The sequence below is a fragment of the Lipingzhangella rawalii genome (genome assembly GCF_031628175.1).
Classification (GTDB): Bacteria; Actinomycetota; Actinomycetes; order Streptosporangiales; family Streptosporangiaceae; genus Lipingzhangella_A; species Lipingzhangella_A rawalii.
In genome coordinates this window covers 95223-111603 of record NZ_JAVLVT010000005.1, presented here as the reverse complement: position 1 = coordinate 111603, position 16381 = coordinate 95223, and the positions used below count along the sequence as shown (strand labels likewise).

The window sequence follows — 16381 nt, the reverse complement described above, 5'->3', positions numbered from 1 at the left end:
ACGACGGCCAGCAGGGAATAGTGCCGCCGGTGACCGCCGTGCCTCCCGGCAGATATCACCCCAGGCAGCGTCGCACCCGTGACGGCACTCCCCCGCACCACGGCCAGCCTGAGGTGGAAATACCGTACGGGACAGTGCCCCCTTGGCCGGATGTGGCCCCGGTCCGGACGGTCCTCCACCCAGTCCTGGCGGTACCGGCTGGCTAGAATCCGGGACTGACGCGTGCCCCCAACATCGAGGATGTTCAGGTGTCATCCCCAGCCCCGGATCCACCCACTGGCCTCACCCCACCCGCCAGCACCGACCCGAGCCACGTGGGCACCTACCGTGTGGTGGGCCGGATCGGCGCCGGAGGCATGGGCACCGTCTACGCGGCGGTAGACGCGGCCAACAATCCGCTCGCGCTCAAGGTGGTGCACCAGGAGTACGCCGTCGATCCGGAGTTCCGCTCCCGGTTCGGCCGCGAAGTGAACCTGCTGGGCCGGGTCACCGGCCGCTGTGTCCCCCGCTTCCTCGGGGCGGACACCGAGGGACAGCGTCCCTGGCTGGCCACCGAGTACGTGCGGGGGCTGACCCTGCGCCAGCACATCGCCCGGCACGGCCCTCTGGAGGGGGCGATGCTGTACGGGCTGGCCATGGGGGCGGCGGAAGCACTCCAGGCTATCCACGCGGCCGGGATCGTGCACCGGGACCTGAAGCCCGGCAACGTCATCCTCGCCCCGGACGGCCCCAAAGTCCTGGACTTCGGCATCGCCCGCGCGGTCGAGGAGTCCGCGATCACCCGGACCGGGCTGCTGGGGACTCCCGGCTGGATCGCCCCGGAGCTGTTCAACGGCGCCGAACCCGGCCCGGCCGCCGACATCTTCGCCTGGGGTGGGCTACTCGCCTACGCAGCTACGGGGAACGAGCCGTTCGGCACCGGCCCTCCGGACGTGTTGACCCTGCGCACCGTGGAGGAGGAGCCGGATCTGTCCGGTCTTCCCTCGGAGCTGTATCCCCTGGTCTCCGCGGCCCTGGCCAAGGACCCCAGCGCCCGCCCGACGACAGCCCAGGCGTTGACCGAATCCACGCGCCTGCTCAGCGGGCACACTCCCGCCAGCACCGAAGAGGCCACCGAGGTGGTGCCGGGCCTGTTGGACCAGCGCTGGTCCGGTGCCGCTCCGGAGAGTCCGGACACCAGCAACTGGGCCGAGCTCGCCCCGCCGAAGCGGCGCCGGTGGCCCCGGCGGGTCCTGACCGCCGGCGCCGCGGTCCTGGCCGTGGCCGTGGTGGGCACCGGCGGTGTCCTGGCCTGGCAGGAACTGGCCCCCGCCGGCGACAGTGCGGCCCACCAGGACAACCCAATGGAGGGCAACGGTGGATCTGCTGACTCCACCACTGCGGACCGTGGAACCGGAGTCGACGGCAACGTAGATCTCGATGCTCTCGAGCATGGTGGAACAGGGCTGCTTGGTGATGGGGAGGAATCCACCCTCGACATATCGACGATCAACGGTGAGCTCGTTACGGATGACACACTTCATATCGGGACCTTGGCGGCCGGAGGAGAGGCCGGAGATCTGGCCGTTGGAGACGTTGAACCCCGCCTCAGTATCACCTTTCACTCTGCGCAGGCGGAGGATGACGGAATCCGGTTTACCGGTGAGGCCGAGTATCTGACTCCGGTCGGTAGTTACGTTCTGCACAGCAACGATTTTTTCGCTTATAATTTCCGGCACGCCGCTCCTGACGATCGGGAAGAGTGGCATTCTTCGGATGACACGGTCCTCGCGATCCTAAACGAAGATAACACGACTGATGATTTCAGTTTTTTCATTCCTGATGCACCGAATGGGGAGTACAACTATCTCGAATACCAGTTCCCCGAGATGATGTGGGGGCATGAACCGGACTCGGATTCCCTCTACGGTGAGAACCGTTGGTGTTACCAGGAAGGGGATACCTGGTTCGAGAACGAAACCAACGTGCATTTGGAAGGGATGCCCTGCGATTGACCTCTTCCACAGCGAGGCAGGCCCTGCATCTGGATCCCCTCCTGGACGGTGACCCCCGGCAGGTGGGTCCGTTCCACCTGGTGGGCCGGGTGGGTTCCGGGGGCATGGGCTCGGTGTTCGCGGCCCGGCCCCCGCAGGATCCGGCCGCGGAGGGCTATGTGGCAGTGAAGTTGGTACATGCGGCCTACGCCGTTGACCCGGACTTTCGTGCTCGCTTCGCCCGGGAGGTGGAGTTGGTGCGTCGGGTGGTGGGCCCGTGTGTGCCGCGTTTTCTCGGTGCGGACCCCGAAGCCGAAACTCCGTGGCTGGCCACCGAGTTCGTTGCCGGGGACACCCTGGGCGCCCACCTGAAACACAACGGTGTCCTCGCCGAGCCACTGCTCACCAGCTTCGCCCTGGGGATCGCCGAGGCGCTGCGCGGAATCCACGCGGCCGGGATCGTGCACCGGGACCTGAAGCCCGGCAACGTCATCCTCGCCCCGGACGGCCCCAAAGTCCTGGACTTCGGCATCGCCCGCGCGGTCGGCGAGACCGCGCTGACCCGCACCGGTGGCGTGGTGGGAACACCGGGATGGATCGCCCCGGAGCAGATCCAGGCGGGGGAACCAGGTCCGGCGGCGGACGTCTTCGCCTGGGGCTGCCTCGTGGCCCAGGCCGCCCGCAACGAACACGCCTTCGGACCGGGCACGGGAAACACCCTGACCTACCGAGTGCTGCGCGAGGAGCCGGACCTGACCGGCCTTCCGGAACACCTGCGCCGATTGGTGGCCGATGCGCTGGCCAAGGATCCCACTCAGCGGCCCACGGCCCCGCAGCTGGTGCACGCCCTCAGTGCCCACCTGGCCGGGCAACCCGCGCCACCGGAGCAGGAGGCCGCCACGGTCGGCCGGATCCTGCACCACCAGTGGCAGGGAATCGCCAAACGCACCCCCACGCCGCCCCCGCGTTCCCGCCGGCGCCGCTGGCCGCTGCGCATCGCCGCGGCAGGTGTCGCCGTGCTCCTCCTCGCCGGTCTCGGGGCGACCGGGGCCTACCTGCTCGGCTATGGCCCCGGAGTGAATCCCAGTACAAGCTCTGGAGTTGACCGTTCCGGGGATGATGCCACCACTGCGGTGAACGAAGAAGAACAGCCGCAGCTTCCTCCCGAGGCGGTTCAGGAGGCCGTGGACCCCACAAGTGACTATGGAGGGCGCGTCGAGGTCGACGAAGACGGGCCTGCGGAGTTCATTCTCGAGTTCAACTACGGGGCCGATACCGTGGCGGTACGGCCCGGTGCTCACCTGCGGATCCAGGAGATCCAGCAGACAGAGGGTGGCGTCGCCTTTTCCGGTGAAGCCTTCACGCAGGGTATCCCCGAGATCCATCTCCATGAGGAGAACTTCCCCCTCCTGACAAGCGAAGGAGAGATCCTCTCCACCGAGGCGTTCGAACTATCTCAATCACATGAATCCTATGCGGAACTTCCTGGTCCGGAGGAAACCGTTCCCGTCACACTGACCTACCCGGGTGCTCCAGACACAGGTCTCCTCGTGTACCGGGACGTGGACGAAGGATACGAGGACGGCCCGATCCCCTCCGTGGGTGTCTGCTACGACGTCGCCGCGGGTTTCCACACCGACTACGAGGCCTGCGTCTGACGGGTCCGCTCCGGGATCCGCGTACCGTAGAAGCTGCATCAGCTGCGAAAACGCACGTAACCCCGGGGCCGATCCCTGATTTCGGTTGACCTCAATCCCAAAACTAGTCGACGCACACCGAGACGCGCGCCGCGTTGACGGATACGGTAACCCCAACGCTGTTGCCCCCGACGTCTCGACAGCCCACGCCACGGTGCGCCCCCAACGCACGGGCTGGTCGTGGAGAGGACCTCCTCACATGCAACGCTTCGCGGTTGGCCTGGTGTGCAACATCGCGATCATTTTCGTCGGGTTTTTTCTGCTCGCACTGGTGGCGGTGGGTTCCAGTGACATTCTGGATCCCGAGCTCGTCAGTGAATCGGATCTGGACTTCTGGCTTCGGGTGATGTGGGCGCCCACCACGGCGGTTTTCGCTGTCGTGGGTGCGCTGGTACACGCCCGCCTCACTCCCCGTTCCTTCCTGGGAGCGACCCTGAGCGGAACTGTCGCGGCGGTGGTGTCCTTTATCGTGGTGCTGGGGCTGAACTTTCCCTATATTCAGGCGAACCTCGGGGACCACCTCGCGTCCGGAACCATTCTGGGGGCCGCGGCCGTGGGGGCGGCGATCGGCGGGATCCTGGGTGCGGTGACCCACCGCGAGGACGCCTGAACCGGTACGCACGCGTGGCACGTTGACCTGCCCGCTACCGGGCACCGGCCGCACCGGGACGAACCAGAGACGACATAACCGCACCACGCCGGCCGGGGCACGCCCCCGCCCGGGACTCCCCCTGGCGGCCGGATCGCCCACAGGGCACAGGTTCTAGGATTGGGGCGGTTGCGAACGATCTTGGTTGGAGAGTCCCCCCATGCGCCGTGCTGTGGTCAGTCTCGCGGGTGTCGCGCTGGTCCTGGTCGCCGGCTGCGCGTCCGGTTTCGATCCGGACGGCGACGACCCCTGCGAGTTCTTCACCGAGGAGGAGCTGGAGCGCTACGAGCTGTCCGCGGGCACCCCGGTCGCCACCGACACGGAGGAGGCCTCCTGCCGGTTCGGGCCGACCGAGGATCCAGGACCCGAGGACCGCGAGAGTGAGGTGGAGCGCGCCAACGTGGCCTACCTACCGTGGGACGTCTCCGATATCGAACAGCAGTGGCAGGAGGAGTGGGACGACTCCGGTCTCGTGGTTGAGGAGGTCGACGACGAGGACACCCGGCTCACCTACCGCTTCGGATACGCCCCACCGGAAGACAACGACGGGGACAACGTCGCCGAATGTCGTCTGATCGCCGACCGAGAGGAGGGCAGCATCGTGGTCCGGCTGGGAATGTTCGGGGTAGACGACAACGCCTGCACCACGCTCGCCGACGCGGCCCCCGAGATCGAGGAGAAACTCCGCTACTAGGGCCTGCCTTGTGGAGCTGGGAGCGAGATTGGGCCTGGACGGACGACATCCACCCCGCCCCGATCCCGATGGCCGCCGTGGCGGCGGAGGGCGCCCAGCGCCCGACGCCGCGGGCGGCGTGGCACCCTGGGGGGCGCTCCCCCGCACCACGGCCAACGGGCAAGCTCCACGGAAGCGTGCGGGTCCACCCGCGTGAGTCTCACGGGGTGCGTGTCCTCCCGGCTCCTTCGGGACGCAGCGCGGCGAACCGCCGCATGTTCTCGGTCATCGCGGTTTCGGTGGGCAGCCGTTCCATGCTGGAGGCCCCGAAGAAGCCGGCCACCCCGGTGGTGTGCTCCAACACGTAGGCGGCGTCGTCCGGTTCGGCGATCGGCCCGCCGTGGCACAGCACCAGCACCTCCGGATTCACCGCGACCGCGGCGTCCCGCATCGCCTGCACGCGGCGCACCGACTCCTCCAAACTCAGCGCGGTCTGAGCACCCACACTCCCGGCGGTAGTCAACCCCATGTGGGGGACGAGCACGTCGGCGCCGGCGCCGGCCATCTGTTCGGCCTGGTGTGGGGTGAACACGTAGGGCGCGGTGAGCAGGTCCTGGTGATTGGCCTGCCGGATCATCTGCACCTCCAGGTCGAACCCCATGCCGGTTTCTTCGAGGTTCGCGCGGAAGGTGCCGTCGAACAGGCCGACGGTGGGAAAGTTCTGCACGCCGGTGAACCCCATCGCGCGCAGCTCCCCGAGGAACACGTCCATGCGCCGGAACGGGTCGGTGCCGCACACCCCAGCCAGAACGGGGGTGTCCCGCACGATGGGGAGCACCTCGCGGGCCATGTCCACCACGATGGCGTTGGCGTCGCCGTAGGGCAGCAGCCCGGCCAGGGATCCACGCCCGGCCATGCGGTAGCGGCCGGAGTTGTAGATGATGATGAGGTTGGCGCCGCCGGCCTCGGCGCATTTCGCCGACAGGCCGGTGCCGGCCCCCGCCCCGATGATGGCCGCGCCTTCCAGGGCGCGTTCCCGGAGTCGTGCCAGTGCGTCCGTGCGGTTCACCCGGCGCCCTCCCCTGGTCGCGTGGTCATGCTGATGAGCCGTTTGGCCATGGCCGCGGCGAACGCGGCGTCGTTGATGTCGGTGTCCAGTTCGACCAGCTCCACTCGGTCCCGGTCCAGGGTCTGGCGGATCTGGCCGAACAGGGCGGCGTCAGCCTCGGGGTCGTGGAACGGCTGCCCCTCCACGGACAATGCGGACACCCCCCGCAGCGGCAGGAACACCACGCACGGTCCGGTGCTGGTGTTGAGGCGCCGCGCCAGGCGGCGTCCGAGTTCGGCGCACTCCTCCGGGGTGGTGCGCATCAGGGTGACCTGTGGGTTGTGGTGGTAGAGGCGGCGGTCGGCGAAGCGGTGGGGGACGGTGTCGGGGGCGGCGAAGTTCACCATGTCCAGCGCGCCGACAGACACCACCTGGGCCAGTCCGGTGCGGGCGGCGACGGTGGCCCGGTTCGCGCCGGCGCTCATCACGCCACCGACGAGTTCGTCCGCGAGCTCCGTGGTGGTGAGGTCGAGGACACCACTGATGTAGCCGTCGTTGATCAGCGCCTCCATGGACTGTCCGCCGGTTCCCGTGGCGTGGAACACCAGCACCTCCCGGCCCGCGGCCTCCAGCAGGCGGCGAGCTTCGGTCACCCCGGTGGTGGTGACCCCGAACATGGAGGCGGCCACCAGCGGCTGCTCGGACACCTCGGGAGCGGCGGCGCGAACCATGCCGGCCATGGCGTGGGCCGCGTTCGCCAACACACGCGAGGACACCCGGTTGATTCCAGCGATGTCGACGACGGAGTACATCATGGTGACGTCCCGAGCACCCACGTAGGGGCGAGTGTCGCCCGAGGCCACCGTGGACACGATCAGTTTCGGTAGGCCCACGGGCAGTTCACGCATGGCGTGGGCGGCGATGGAAGTGCCGCCGGAGCCGCCCAGAGCCAGCACCCCGTCCAGCTGGTCGAGTTCGGCGAGGCGGTTCAGTGTGGCGGCGGCTCCGGTGGACATGGCGGCGATCGCGGCCCCGCGGTCGGCGTTGCTCCGCAGGGTGTCCAGGCTGGTTCCGGCGAGTTGGGCGAGCTCCACGGCGGAGATGTCGGCGATGGCCTCCCCGGCGTCGGTGGCGTCGGCGGTGTCGGCTGTGTCGGTTTCGAAGACACCGCAGTCGATGAGGAGTGTGTCCACCCCGGCGTGCGCCAGCCGGGCGCGGAGGAAGGCGTACTCGGCGCTTTTGGTGTCCAGGGTTCCGAGGAGAACGACCGTGGGCATGGGTTCACCTCGCCGAGGAGGGAGGGGAGAGTGGTGCCGACGGCGCGGCGGGATGGCGTGGTGTCATGGGGTGAGGTTAGGTCGCGCAACCCCGGGCTGTGAAGAGCTCCCGGCCGGGGCTGGGTGGGTGCGGCGGGAATCCTCAGTCGGTGGGCTGGGCGTCCCCAGGGCTGGAGGGGTCGGTGTCGCCGTCCCCGTCGCCGTCGGAACTGTCGGCGGAATCGGCCAGTTCCACGGTCTCCAGGATCTCCTCGCGGAGTTCCGCGGGAATACTCTCCTCGGCTCCGGAGACCGCGAACAGGAGAGTGTCGCCCTCCCCCGAGGTAAAGCTGGCCAGGAGTCCGTGGGCGGAGCCGGTTTCCCCGCCGGGCACATCCAGCGGGTAGGTGTAGTCGACCCGGACCGCGTCGTCGCTGCCCGGGATGTCGACCTCGACGGGGTCCCCCTCCACCTCGATGTCGACAGGAGCGGTGTTGTTCAGGTAACCGAGATAGTCCCCGAGGGCCGATTCGGGGTCGGCCGGGCCGTCACCGAGGTTGACCACGCCAACCTCGCCGAGGCGGTAGCTGTCCTCCTCAAGAACATAGCGGGCCTCGAAATCGTCGTTGGCGGTCTCGGTGGTGGGGTCGTTCTGGAGGTCCTCCCCCGGGTCAGCGTCGTCGCTGCTGTCCTCCTCGGCGGGGAGGGCGTCGGTCCACTCCGAGGGCACGGCGAACCGGATGCCGCTGGCGAGGCTGGTCTCGTGGGCGCCGCTACGCCATTCGGGGGCGTCCTCAGGAAGCTCGGGTGTGGCCGTCGCGGGTGGGGACTGGGTGGCCGGGGTGGGACTGGACTCGTCAGTGGCCTCGGCGTCCGAGGGCGAGGTTCCGCAGGCGGCGATCGCCAGGAGTCCGGCCGCCGCAGCGCACCCCCGCACACCCGGACACCACGTCATCGCTCACCTCTCTGAGATACCGGGACGAAAGTCAAAAAGGAACCTTAGTGGACGGCCCATGGCGGCGCACACGCGGCCCGGTCCTGTATAGATAGAGATGTGCCATCCTGCACGGAGGGCCACGTGGCCCGTCGGCTGTGCCACTACGAGGCGCGGTCCTGCCGTGTCGTCACCCCCCGCGAACGGAAAGCCTCCCCCCGATGCTGTTGCGTTCCCAGCTCCGGCTTGCCTGTGGGATCACTGCGCCCAACCGCCTACTGTTCGGGCCCCACCGCACCAACCTGGGCTCGGCGGAGGGCCGTGGGCTGTCGGCCGAGCACGTAGCCTACTACCATCGCCGGGCCGCGGGCGGCGCCGGTGTCGTGGTTACGGAGACGGCCTCGGTGCACCCTGAGGACTGGCCCTATGCCCAGGCGCCGCTGGCCAGCGCATGTCCCCAGGGTTGGAGTGCGATCGCTGAGGCCTGCCATGCCGAGGGGGCGCTGGCCGTGGCCGCGCTCGGCCACGCCGGGGCGCAGGGGTCCAGTGCGCACAGCCAAGCGGCCCTGTGGGCCCCCTCCCCGGTTCCCGACGCGGTGACCCGCGAAGTGCCCAAAGCCATGTCGGTCGAGGAGATCGCCGCCGTGGTGACGGGCTTCGCGGACGCGGCGCGGCGGGCCGCACGCGCGGGTATGTCCGGGGTGGAGGTTGATGCGGGGCAGCAGAGCCTGCTGCGGCAGTTCCTGTCGCCCCTGACGAATCAGCGCACCGACGACTACGGAAGCCCGGACCGCTGCCGGTTCGTGCGGGAGATCCTGCGGGCGGTGCGCACGGCGCTGGGGCCAGGCCGGGTGCTGGGCTTGCGCCTGTCCTGTGACGAACTGGCCGACACGCGCGGCATCACCGTGGATGCGGCCAGCGAGCTGGCCCGAGATGTGCACGCGGATCTCACCGCCGCGGGCGGTCTGGACTACCTGGTGGCCACCCGGGGCTCGGGAGACTCCCTGGCGGCGGCTCAGGGCAGTCGCCCGGATGGGCACGGGCCCACCGAGTCGGCGACGCCCCTGGCTCCACGTATCCGCGCGGCGATACAGCCGGAGGTGGCGGTGTGCGCGCAGGGCGGGATTGTGGACCCGGAACAGGCCGAAGGGCTCCTCGTCGAGGGCAGCGCCGAGGTGGTGGAGATGACCCGCGCGCAGATCGCCGATGCCGAACTGGGCACGCGCCTGCACGGGTTCGCCCCGGATGCCGAGGCCGACAGTCCCGGCCCTCGGCCGCGGCCGTGTGTGTTGTGCAACCAGCACTGCCGGGTGGACTATCCTCGCGCCCCCGCCGTGAGCTGCATGGGTGACCCCAGCAGTGGTCACGAGACCGACCCGGAGGAGGGGGTGGTGTCCCTGGCACTGCCGGCACCCCCGGCCGGCGCCGACCGCTCCGCGCCGGGGACGGTATCCGGGCCGCGGCAGCCCACCCCGCTGACCGAGGAAGCCACCGGAACGTGCCAGCCGGACGGCAACGGCACACCGGACGAGGACACCGCGTCCCCCGCACCGCCGGCCCAGCCTGTGGAGGTCCTGGTGATCGGGGCCGGGCCGGCGGGGCTGGAAACCGCTCGGGTGGCGGCAACGGCCGGACACGCCGTTCGGGTGGTGGAACGCGCGGACCGGACCGGCGGAATGTTGCGCGTCGCCGCCGCTGGACACGGACGCCACCGGCTGGCGCGGCTCGCGGACTGGCTGCACACGGAGTGCGAACAACTCGGTGTCACCATCACGACGGGCTATACCGCAGCCGACCGAGACATCGACGCCCAGCTGGCCACCGGAGGGGCGGTGGTGCTGTGCAGCGGTGGGCGACCCGGCCGGATCGGGTACCGGGTCGGGGCGGGGGTGCGTCGGATGGACGACGCCGCGCTGCTGGGGCTGCTGGCTTCCGGCGCCGAACCTCCGCACGGGCCGGTGGCGGTCTATGACCGGGTGGGTGGGCCGGTGGCGTTGAGCATTGTCGAGGAACTCGCCGCCCGCGAAGTCGCGGTCACCCTCGTCACCCCGGACCATGCTCCGGCAATGCAGCTGGCGCCGGTCGGGGCGCTGTCGCCGGCGGCGCTGCGGCTGGCCCGGCTCGGGGTGCCGGTCCAGCGCCGGCAGCGGGTCCTGGGGGCAGGTAACGGCCGGATCCAGTTGGAGGGGGTGCACACGGGGGAGGTCTGTGAGGTGGACGCGGCGGTGCTGGTGGACTGTGGTTTCCGGCTTCCCGCGGACCAGCTGTGGCACGGGACCCGTCTCGGCATGGACCGGGCGGGAGACGTGATCGCACCGCGTGGGGTCCAGGAGGCCATCCTGGACGGGCGCCGCGCGGCCAAACGCTTGCAGGAGGTACGACTGTGGTGAGTATGCGGCTGGGGCCGCGTCACCGCTCGGCCCCCGTGCCGGCAACGATCCCAGGAGGGCACGGATGAGGCCCGGATCCCGCTACCCGCACCTGTTCACACCGCTGCGGCTGGGCCCGACGACGATCGACAATCGGGTCGTGTTCACCGCGCGTCTCACCAACTACGCCCGGCAGGGGCTGCCGACGGAGCAGCACGCGGCCTACTATGCGGCCCGCGCGGCGGGCGGCGCGGGCCTGATCGTCACCGAGGAGCACACCACCCACCCCAGCGACCGGGTCCAGCCGGATCTGATCCGCGGCTACGATCCCGCGGTGGTTCCCGGATACCGGCGCATCACCGACGCCGTGCACGCGCACCGGGTGCCGATCCTGGCGCAGCTCAACCACAATGGGGCGCACGGCACCTCGGTGCACACGCGCCAGCCGCTGTGGGCACCGTCGGCCGTGGCCAACCCGGCCTACCGGGAAGTACCCAAGGCCATGGATGGGCCGGACATCTCGGCGCTGATCGACGGCTTCGGAGTGGTGGCCGATCACAGTGTCGCCGGGGGGTTCGACGGTATCGAGCTGAGCTGTGCCCAGTCCTCGATCGTGCGGGCGTTCCTGTCGCCGGCGACGAATCTGCGCACCGATCGGTACGGCGGCCCCCTGGTGAACCGGGCGCGGCTGCTGCTGGAGCTGATCAGTGAGGTGCGGCGCGCGATCGGTCCGCAGCGGGTGCTGGGGGTGCGGCTGTGTGGCGACGAGCTGATGCACGGCGGCACCACCCTGGAGGAGGCGGTGGCGCTCGCGCGGCTCGTGGAGCATACGGGCAAGGTCGACTACATCAGTACCTCGATGGGGGTGGCGGGCGTCAGCCTGTATCTCACCGAGGCAACGATGCACGTCCCGCCCGGGTATGCGCTGTTCGTGGCGAACGCGATCCGCCGGTCCGTGGATCTTCCCGTGATCGGGATGGGACGGTTCAACAGTCCGCTGCAAGCCGAGCGTGCCCTGGCCGACGGGCACTGTGACCTGGTGGCACTGGTGCGGGGTCAGATCGCCGACCCCGACTTCGCGGCCAAGGCACGGGTGGGAGCCGCCGAGGCGATCCGGTCGTGCCTGTCCTGCAACCAGGAATGCACCGCCCGCGTGGGTGACGGGCGGTGGCTGGGCTGTGTGGCGAACCCGCGGGCCGGGCGGGAGAGCGAGCCGCCCCTGGTGCCGGTGCTACCGAAACGTGCCCGCCCCACCGGCGGGCCGGCCGGGGAGCTCGGGGACGCGGCGGGTGCCGCCACGCGGCCCGAGGTGTTGGTGGTGGGGGCTGGTCCGGCCGGGCTCCAGACGGCGTTGACCGCCGCTCGGGCCGGTCACAGTGTTCGGGTCGTCGAGCGGGAGCCGCATGCTGGTGGACAGGTGCGGATCGCGGCTGCCGCGCCCGGCCGGGTGGAGCTGGGCGACCTCGTGCGCAATCAGATCGCGGAATGCCGGCGGCTTCAGGTGCCGATCGTCTACGACACGGTGGCTGATGTGGACCTGGTGCGGCGCACCGCCCCCTCGGCCGTGGTGGTGGCCACGGGGGCCCGCCCGGTGCTTCCGGACTGGGCCGGGAGGCATCCTCGCGTGGTGGACAGTCGTGCGGTACTTCGCGGTGCCGTGTTTCCCACCGGATCGGTTCTGGTGGTTGACGAACTGGGCTTTCACCACGGTCCGAGTGTCGCCGAGCTACTCGCGGACCGCGGCTGCGCAGTGGAGATCCTGACCTCGGCAACGATGGTGGGACGGGACCTGTCGGCGACCCTGGACCTGGAGACCTGGTGTGTGCGTGCCGCGGCCAAGGGAATCACCGAGACCTGTGAACGACGGGTGGTCGAACTCAAACCGGCCGGTGTCGACTCCCCCACTGGCGGGCGGCACCACGACGATCCCAGCTGGCACGAGGACCGCGCGGTCGGCACCGGCGCCCCCGCGGACGCCCAGGACGCCGCGGGTGCGCTGCGGGTGACCATCGCGCATCCGGCCGGCCCCCAGCGGGAGGAACGCACCGTGGACTGGATCGTGTGCGCCTACCCGGCCGGGCCGCAGGACGAGCTGTACTGGCAGCTGCGCATCGACAACGGCACCGCCGCCACCCAGCTGTTCCGCGTTGGGGACTGCGTCGCACCGCGGCTCGCCCACGCCGCGGTGCTGGAGGGCGACCGGGTGGGTGCCGCCCTGGGGCTGCCCAGGGCCACGTCGACGAGGGGAGGGAACGGCCGGTGACCACATCTGATCCCAGTGCGCTCCACGGGGCCGTCGCCGTCGTGCCCGTACGGGCCGGCGTGCTGCCCTCCGGCGCCGAGGAGGTCGTTGCCGAGGCCGGTGGCTACGCCTGCGTGGTTGGGGGCGGCGCGGAGGAGGCCGCGCACGCTCTCCACGGGGCGGTGACGATCTCCTGGTGGGACACCCCCGGGTTTCGCCCGGGCACCTGGGCGGGGGTCCTGGCCGGGGCCTGCGCCCGGTTCGGGCAGGTGCTGCTTCCGGCCAGCGCGGACGGGCGGGACCTCGCGCCCCGGATCGCCGCACGGATGGGCCGTCCCTTGCTCGCGGAGGCAATCGAACTGGGCGGGGACTTCGTGGTGTTGCCCCGCGACGGGGATCGACGCACCGAGCGGGTGCAACTCACCGGCCCCGCGGTCCTGACCATCCGACCGGGCACGGGTGGACGAGCGATCTCCCGGCTGCCCCCGCGCAGCATCACCGAGCTGGAGCTCGGCACGCGCACGCCGCACGGGCACGACGCCCAGACCCTCGAAGTCACCTATCCCGCCCCGCAGTCCATCGACCTGGCCGAAGCGCGGCGGGTCGTCACTGCTGGAGCGGGACTGCTCCAGCCCACCCAGCAAGCCCGCGACGACGCTGCGGAACTCGTCGCCACCATGACGCGGGTCGCCGCTGCGCTGCACGCCGCCGTGGGCGGCACCCGGGTCGTGACCGACGCTGAGTATCTTCCGGAAAGCCGGCAGATCGGCAGCGCCGGCGTTATGGTGGCGCCGGACCTCTATGTTGCCCTGGGTGTCTCCGGCGCCACGCACCATCTGGCCGGAACGGGCGACCCGCGGCACCTGGTGGCGGTGAACACGGACCCGAGCTGCCCCATGATGGCCGCCGCCGACCTGGCGCTGGTCGCGGACGCTCCCGCAGTGCTCGCGGCGCTCGCCCGCCACTTGGGCGTGGCTGATCCGGAACCCGACGTGTCCCCGAGAGGAGACCAGCCGTGACGAGCACGACCGGACACGACCAGCCCCACCCCAGGGGTGCGTGTCCTCGGAGCCGGCGCCACCAGCGGCGCCGTGCCTGCCGGGCCGGCCACCCCGCCGCATCCGGATCGTGCCCCGGCCACCGCACGGACCGCGGGGAGCAGCGACGTCCCGGCCCGTGGCGGGGTGGTTTCTGGTGACCCGCTTCGACGTGGTCGTGGTCGGGGCGGGACCGGCGGGCGCCGCCGCGGCCCTGACCGCGGCCCGTGCCGGCGCCTCGGTGCTGCTGGTGGAACGCGGCCCCTACCCCGGCGCGAAGAATGTGCACGGTGGGGTGCTCTACGGACGGGTCCTGAACGACCTGGTGCCCCGGTGGTGGGAGCAGGCTCCCCTCCAACGGTGGGTGACCCGCCGCTCGGCGATGGTACTGAGTGGATCCCAGAGTCTGACCGTGGACTACCGCACCGACGCCTGGGCCGAACCCCCCTACAACGGGGTCACCGTGTACCGCTCGGAGTTCGACCCGTGGCTGGCCGCCGAGGCCGAGCGGGCCGGGGCGCGGCTCGTATGCTCCACAACAGTGACCGGCCTGCTCCGAGACCGCAACGGGCACACCTACGGCGTCACCACCGACCGCGAGGACGGGGAGATCGCCTGCTCAACCGTGATCGCCGCGGACGGGGTGAACTCGCTGCTGGCGCGGGAGGCGGGTCTCTACCCGCACTTCGACGCCGCCAATCTCGCCCTGGGCGCCAAGGAGGTCCTGGCGCTGCCCCGCGACGAGATCGAACGCAGGTTCGCACTCACCGGGCGGGAGGGCACCGACATCGAGATCATCGGGGGCCTGGGCGACGTGTCGGGGCGCGCTTTCCTGCACACACACCTGGAGACGGTCGCCGTGGGAGTCGTGGTTCCGGTCACCACCCTCACCGCGGCCGGGCTGCGCCCGGAGGAGCTGATCGGCCGGGTGAAAGCGCACCCGGCCCTGACCCCGTACCTCCGCGACGCGGAACTCAAGGAGTACTCGGCCCACATGGTTCCGGCGGACCGTGGCGGCGCGGCGACCGCCCCGCGGCTGGCTGGGCCGGGCATCCTGGTGTGCGGGGACGCGGCGGGGCTCAATCTCGCCGCCGGGCCCTGGCAGGAGGGGGTGAACCTGGCCATCGGCTCCGGCAGCCTCGCCGGGAGCGTGGCCGCCCAGGCCACCGGCCCGGGCCCCACCTCCCGACGGGAACTGGACGCCTACCCACGGCGACTCAACCAGTCCTTCGTGCAGGCCGACCGGCGCCGGCTGGCCAGTACGGCGCAGGCCCTATCCTCCGAGCGGGCCCAGCACACCTACCCCGCACTGCTGTGTGAGGTCGCCGAACGTCTCCTCACCAACACCAACCCCGCTCCCAAGCGAGGCCTGTCCACCGTGCTTCGGGAGACCGCAGCGGCGCACGGAACGCGGCTGCGCGATCTGGCCCGCGACGTGTGGGCGCTGCTGCGAGCGACATAACCCCCGACGCGAAGGGAAACCCCTCGATGCTGCGACGCCTGGGCCGGCGCGGCCACCCCGAGCCGCAGGACCAGTCAACCCGCCCCACCGTTCCGCCGCCCCGCACCGGTCCCCCACTGCCCGAATGGCCGGACGTCTCCCACACCGAACGTATGGCCAGTGTGGAGTTCCGGGTGGACGACGAACCACACATCGTGGTGGACACCGACGTGTGCCGCAACTGTGTGACCAGGGAGTGCATGCGGGCCTGCCCAGCCGACCTGTTCGTGCCCACGGCCGATGGCGGGGTGGCCTTCTACCACGACCAGTGTTTCGAATGCGGCGTGTGTGCCGTGGTGTGTCCGTGCCCGGGAGCGATCAGCTGGTCCTACCCGCAGGGTGGATACGGGGTGGTGCTGCGCTGGGGATAGGAGCAGCGAACCGGCCGGCGGATGCGCCCTACGACCACCGCCCCCATACCCTCGCTGGCCGTCGTGCGGGGGAGCGCCCCCAGGGCGCGACGCCGCCGGCGGCCAACACGGCGCGCGCGGGCAACCAACCACCCCCACCCCAACACCCCCACCAGCCATACGGCCAACAGAACACCCCAGCACACCCGGCCCCCCCCACATCCCCGCTGGCCGCCCTCCCGGGAAGCGCGCTCCCCCGGGCAGCGGGATGCATTCCACGGCCACCGCGCCCCGCTGGCCGTCGTGCGGGGGAGCGCCCCCGGAAACAGCACACCACCAGGAACCACCACGGCGCGACGCCGCCGGCGGCCAACACGACGCGCAGAATCAACCAACCACCGCCACCACGGCCACCACGATGCCTGCGAGTGAACCACCTCTACACCCCGGTGCCCGGTGTGGCCCATGGCGTGGGGAAGCCCACGGCGCCTCCGGCGGGGACATGCTGTCGGCGGCATGCGGACCATCCCGGTCCCACCGCTCGCGGGGAATGGTGGGGAATGTGGTCGCGGTCATCGTCCATCCGCGCGCACCGTCTCGGCCGCCGGCGGCGTCGCGCCCTGGGGGCGCTCCCCCGCACGACGGCCGGCGG

12 protein-coding genes are annotated in these 16381 nt (G+C 70.8%); 9 read left to right on the top strand and 3 right to left on the bottom strand.

What is annotated here, in order from left to right; genetic code table 11:
* Nucleotides 1-248 precede the first annotated feature (248 nt).
* The 4 genes from RIF23_RS11525 to RIF23_RS11510 all read left to right on the top strand — a co-directional run bounded on the left by RIF23_RS11525 (nt 249) and on the right by RIF23_RS11510 (nt 5013).
* A complete protein-coding gene (locus RIF23_RS11525) occupies nt 249-1994 on the top strand; it encodes a serine/threonine-protein kinase (RefSeq protein WP_310912489.1) in 1746 nt (581 codons plus the stop codon).
* The gene (locus tag RIF23_RS11520; RefSeq protein WP_310912488.1) at nt 1991-3631 is read left to right on the top strand and encodes a serine/threonine protein kinase; all 1641 of its coding nucleotides are present in this window, start codon (nt 1991-1993) and stop codon (nt 3629-3631) included. The genes RIF23_RS11525 and RIF23_RS11520 overlap by 4 nt, the downstream gene beginning before the upstream one ends.
* Nucleotides 3632-3869: 238 nt before the next feature.
* Nucleotides 3870-4280 (top strand): hypothetical protein, encoded by a 411-nt coding sequence (locus RIF23_RS11515; protein ID WP_310912487.1) that lies wholly within the window; start codon nt 3870-3872, stop codon nt 4278-4280.
* Nucleotides 4281-4479: 199 nt separating this feature from the next.
* Complete coding sequence (locus RIF23_RS11510; RefSeq protein WP_310912486.1) at nt 4480-5013, top strand: hypothetical protein; 534 nt, start codon at nt 4480-4482, stop codon at nt 5011-5013.
* Between the two features lie 199 nt (nt 5014-5212).
* On the opposite strand, the gene RIF23_RS11505 is transcribed toward RIF23_RS11510, so the two are convergent.
* From RIF23_RS11505 to RIF23_RS11495, 3 genes are all read right to left on the bottom strand, one after another.
* Complete coding sequence (locus RIF23_RS11505; protein WP_310912485.1) at nt 5213-6061, bottom strand: phosphoenolpyruvate hydrolase family protein; 849 nt, start codon at nt 6059-6061, stop codon at nt 5213-5215.
* Nucleotides 6058-7317, bottom strand: coding sequence for a Tm-1-like ATP-binding domain-containing protein (locus tag RIF23_RS11500; RefSeq protein ID WP_310912484.1), 1260 nt, complete (start codon nt 7315-7317; stop codon nt 6058-6060). The genes RIF23_RS11505 and RIF23_RS11500 overlap by 4 nt, the downstream gene beginning before the upstream one ends.
* A 142-nt stretch (nt 7318-7459) precedes the next feature.
* Nucleotides 7460-8251, bottom strand: a complete 792-nt coding sequence (locus RIF23_RS11495; RefSeq protein ID WP_310912483.1) for a hypothetical protein — start codon at nt 8249-8251, stop codon at nt 7460-7462.
* A 200-nt stretch (nt 8252-8451) separates the two neighbouring features.
* Here RIF23_RS11495 and RIF23_RS11490 point away from each other — a divergent pair, with 200 nt between their 5' ends.
* From RIF23_RS11490 to RIF23_RS11470, 5 genes are all read left to right on the top strand, one after another.
* The gene (locus RIF23_RS11490) at nt 8452-10620 is read left to right on the top strand and encodes an oxidoreductase (protein ID WP_310912482.1); all 2169 of its coding nucleotides are present in this window, start codon (nt 8452-8454) and stop codon (nt 10618-10620) included.
* A gap of 64 nt (nt 10621-10684) precedes the next feature.
* Nucleotides 10685-12862 carry a mycofactocin system FadH/OYE family oxidoreductase 2 gene (locus RIF23_RS11485; protein ID WP_310912481.1) on the top strand — a complete coding sequence of 726 codons (2178 nt, stop codon included), beginning with the start codon at nt 10685-10687 and terminating at the stop codon, nt 12860-12862.
* A complete protein-coding gene (locus RIF23_RS11480; RefSeq protein ID WP_310912480.1) occupies nt 12859-13860 on the top strand; it encodes a mycofactocin-associated electron transfer flavoprotein alpha subunit in 1002 nt (333 codons plus the stop codon). Before RIF23_RS11485 ends, RIF23_RS11480 begins: the two co-directional genes overlap by 4 nt.
* A gap of 175 nt (nt 13861-14035) precedes the next feature.
* Nucleotides 14036-15340 carry an FAD-dependent oxidoreductase gene (locus tag RIF23_RS11475; RefSeq protein WP_310912478.1) on the top strand — a complete coding sequence of 435 codons (1305 nt, stop codon included), beginning with the start codon at nt 14036-14038 and terminating at the stop codon, nt 15338-15340.
* Nucleotides 15341-15366: 26 nt separating this feature from the next.
* A complete protein-coding gene (locus tag RIF23_RS11470; RefSeq protein WP_310912477.1) occupies nt 15367-15750 on the top strand; it encodes a ferredoxin family protein in 384 nt (127 codons plus the stop codon).
* Nucleotides 15751-16381 lie beyond the last annotated feature (631 nt).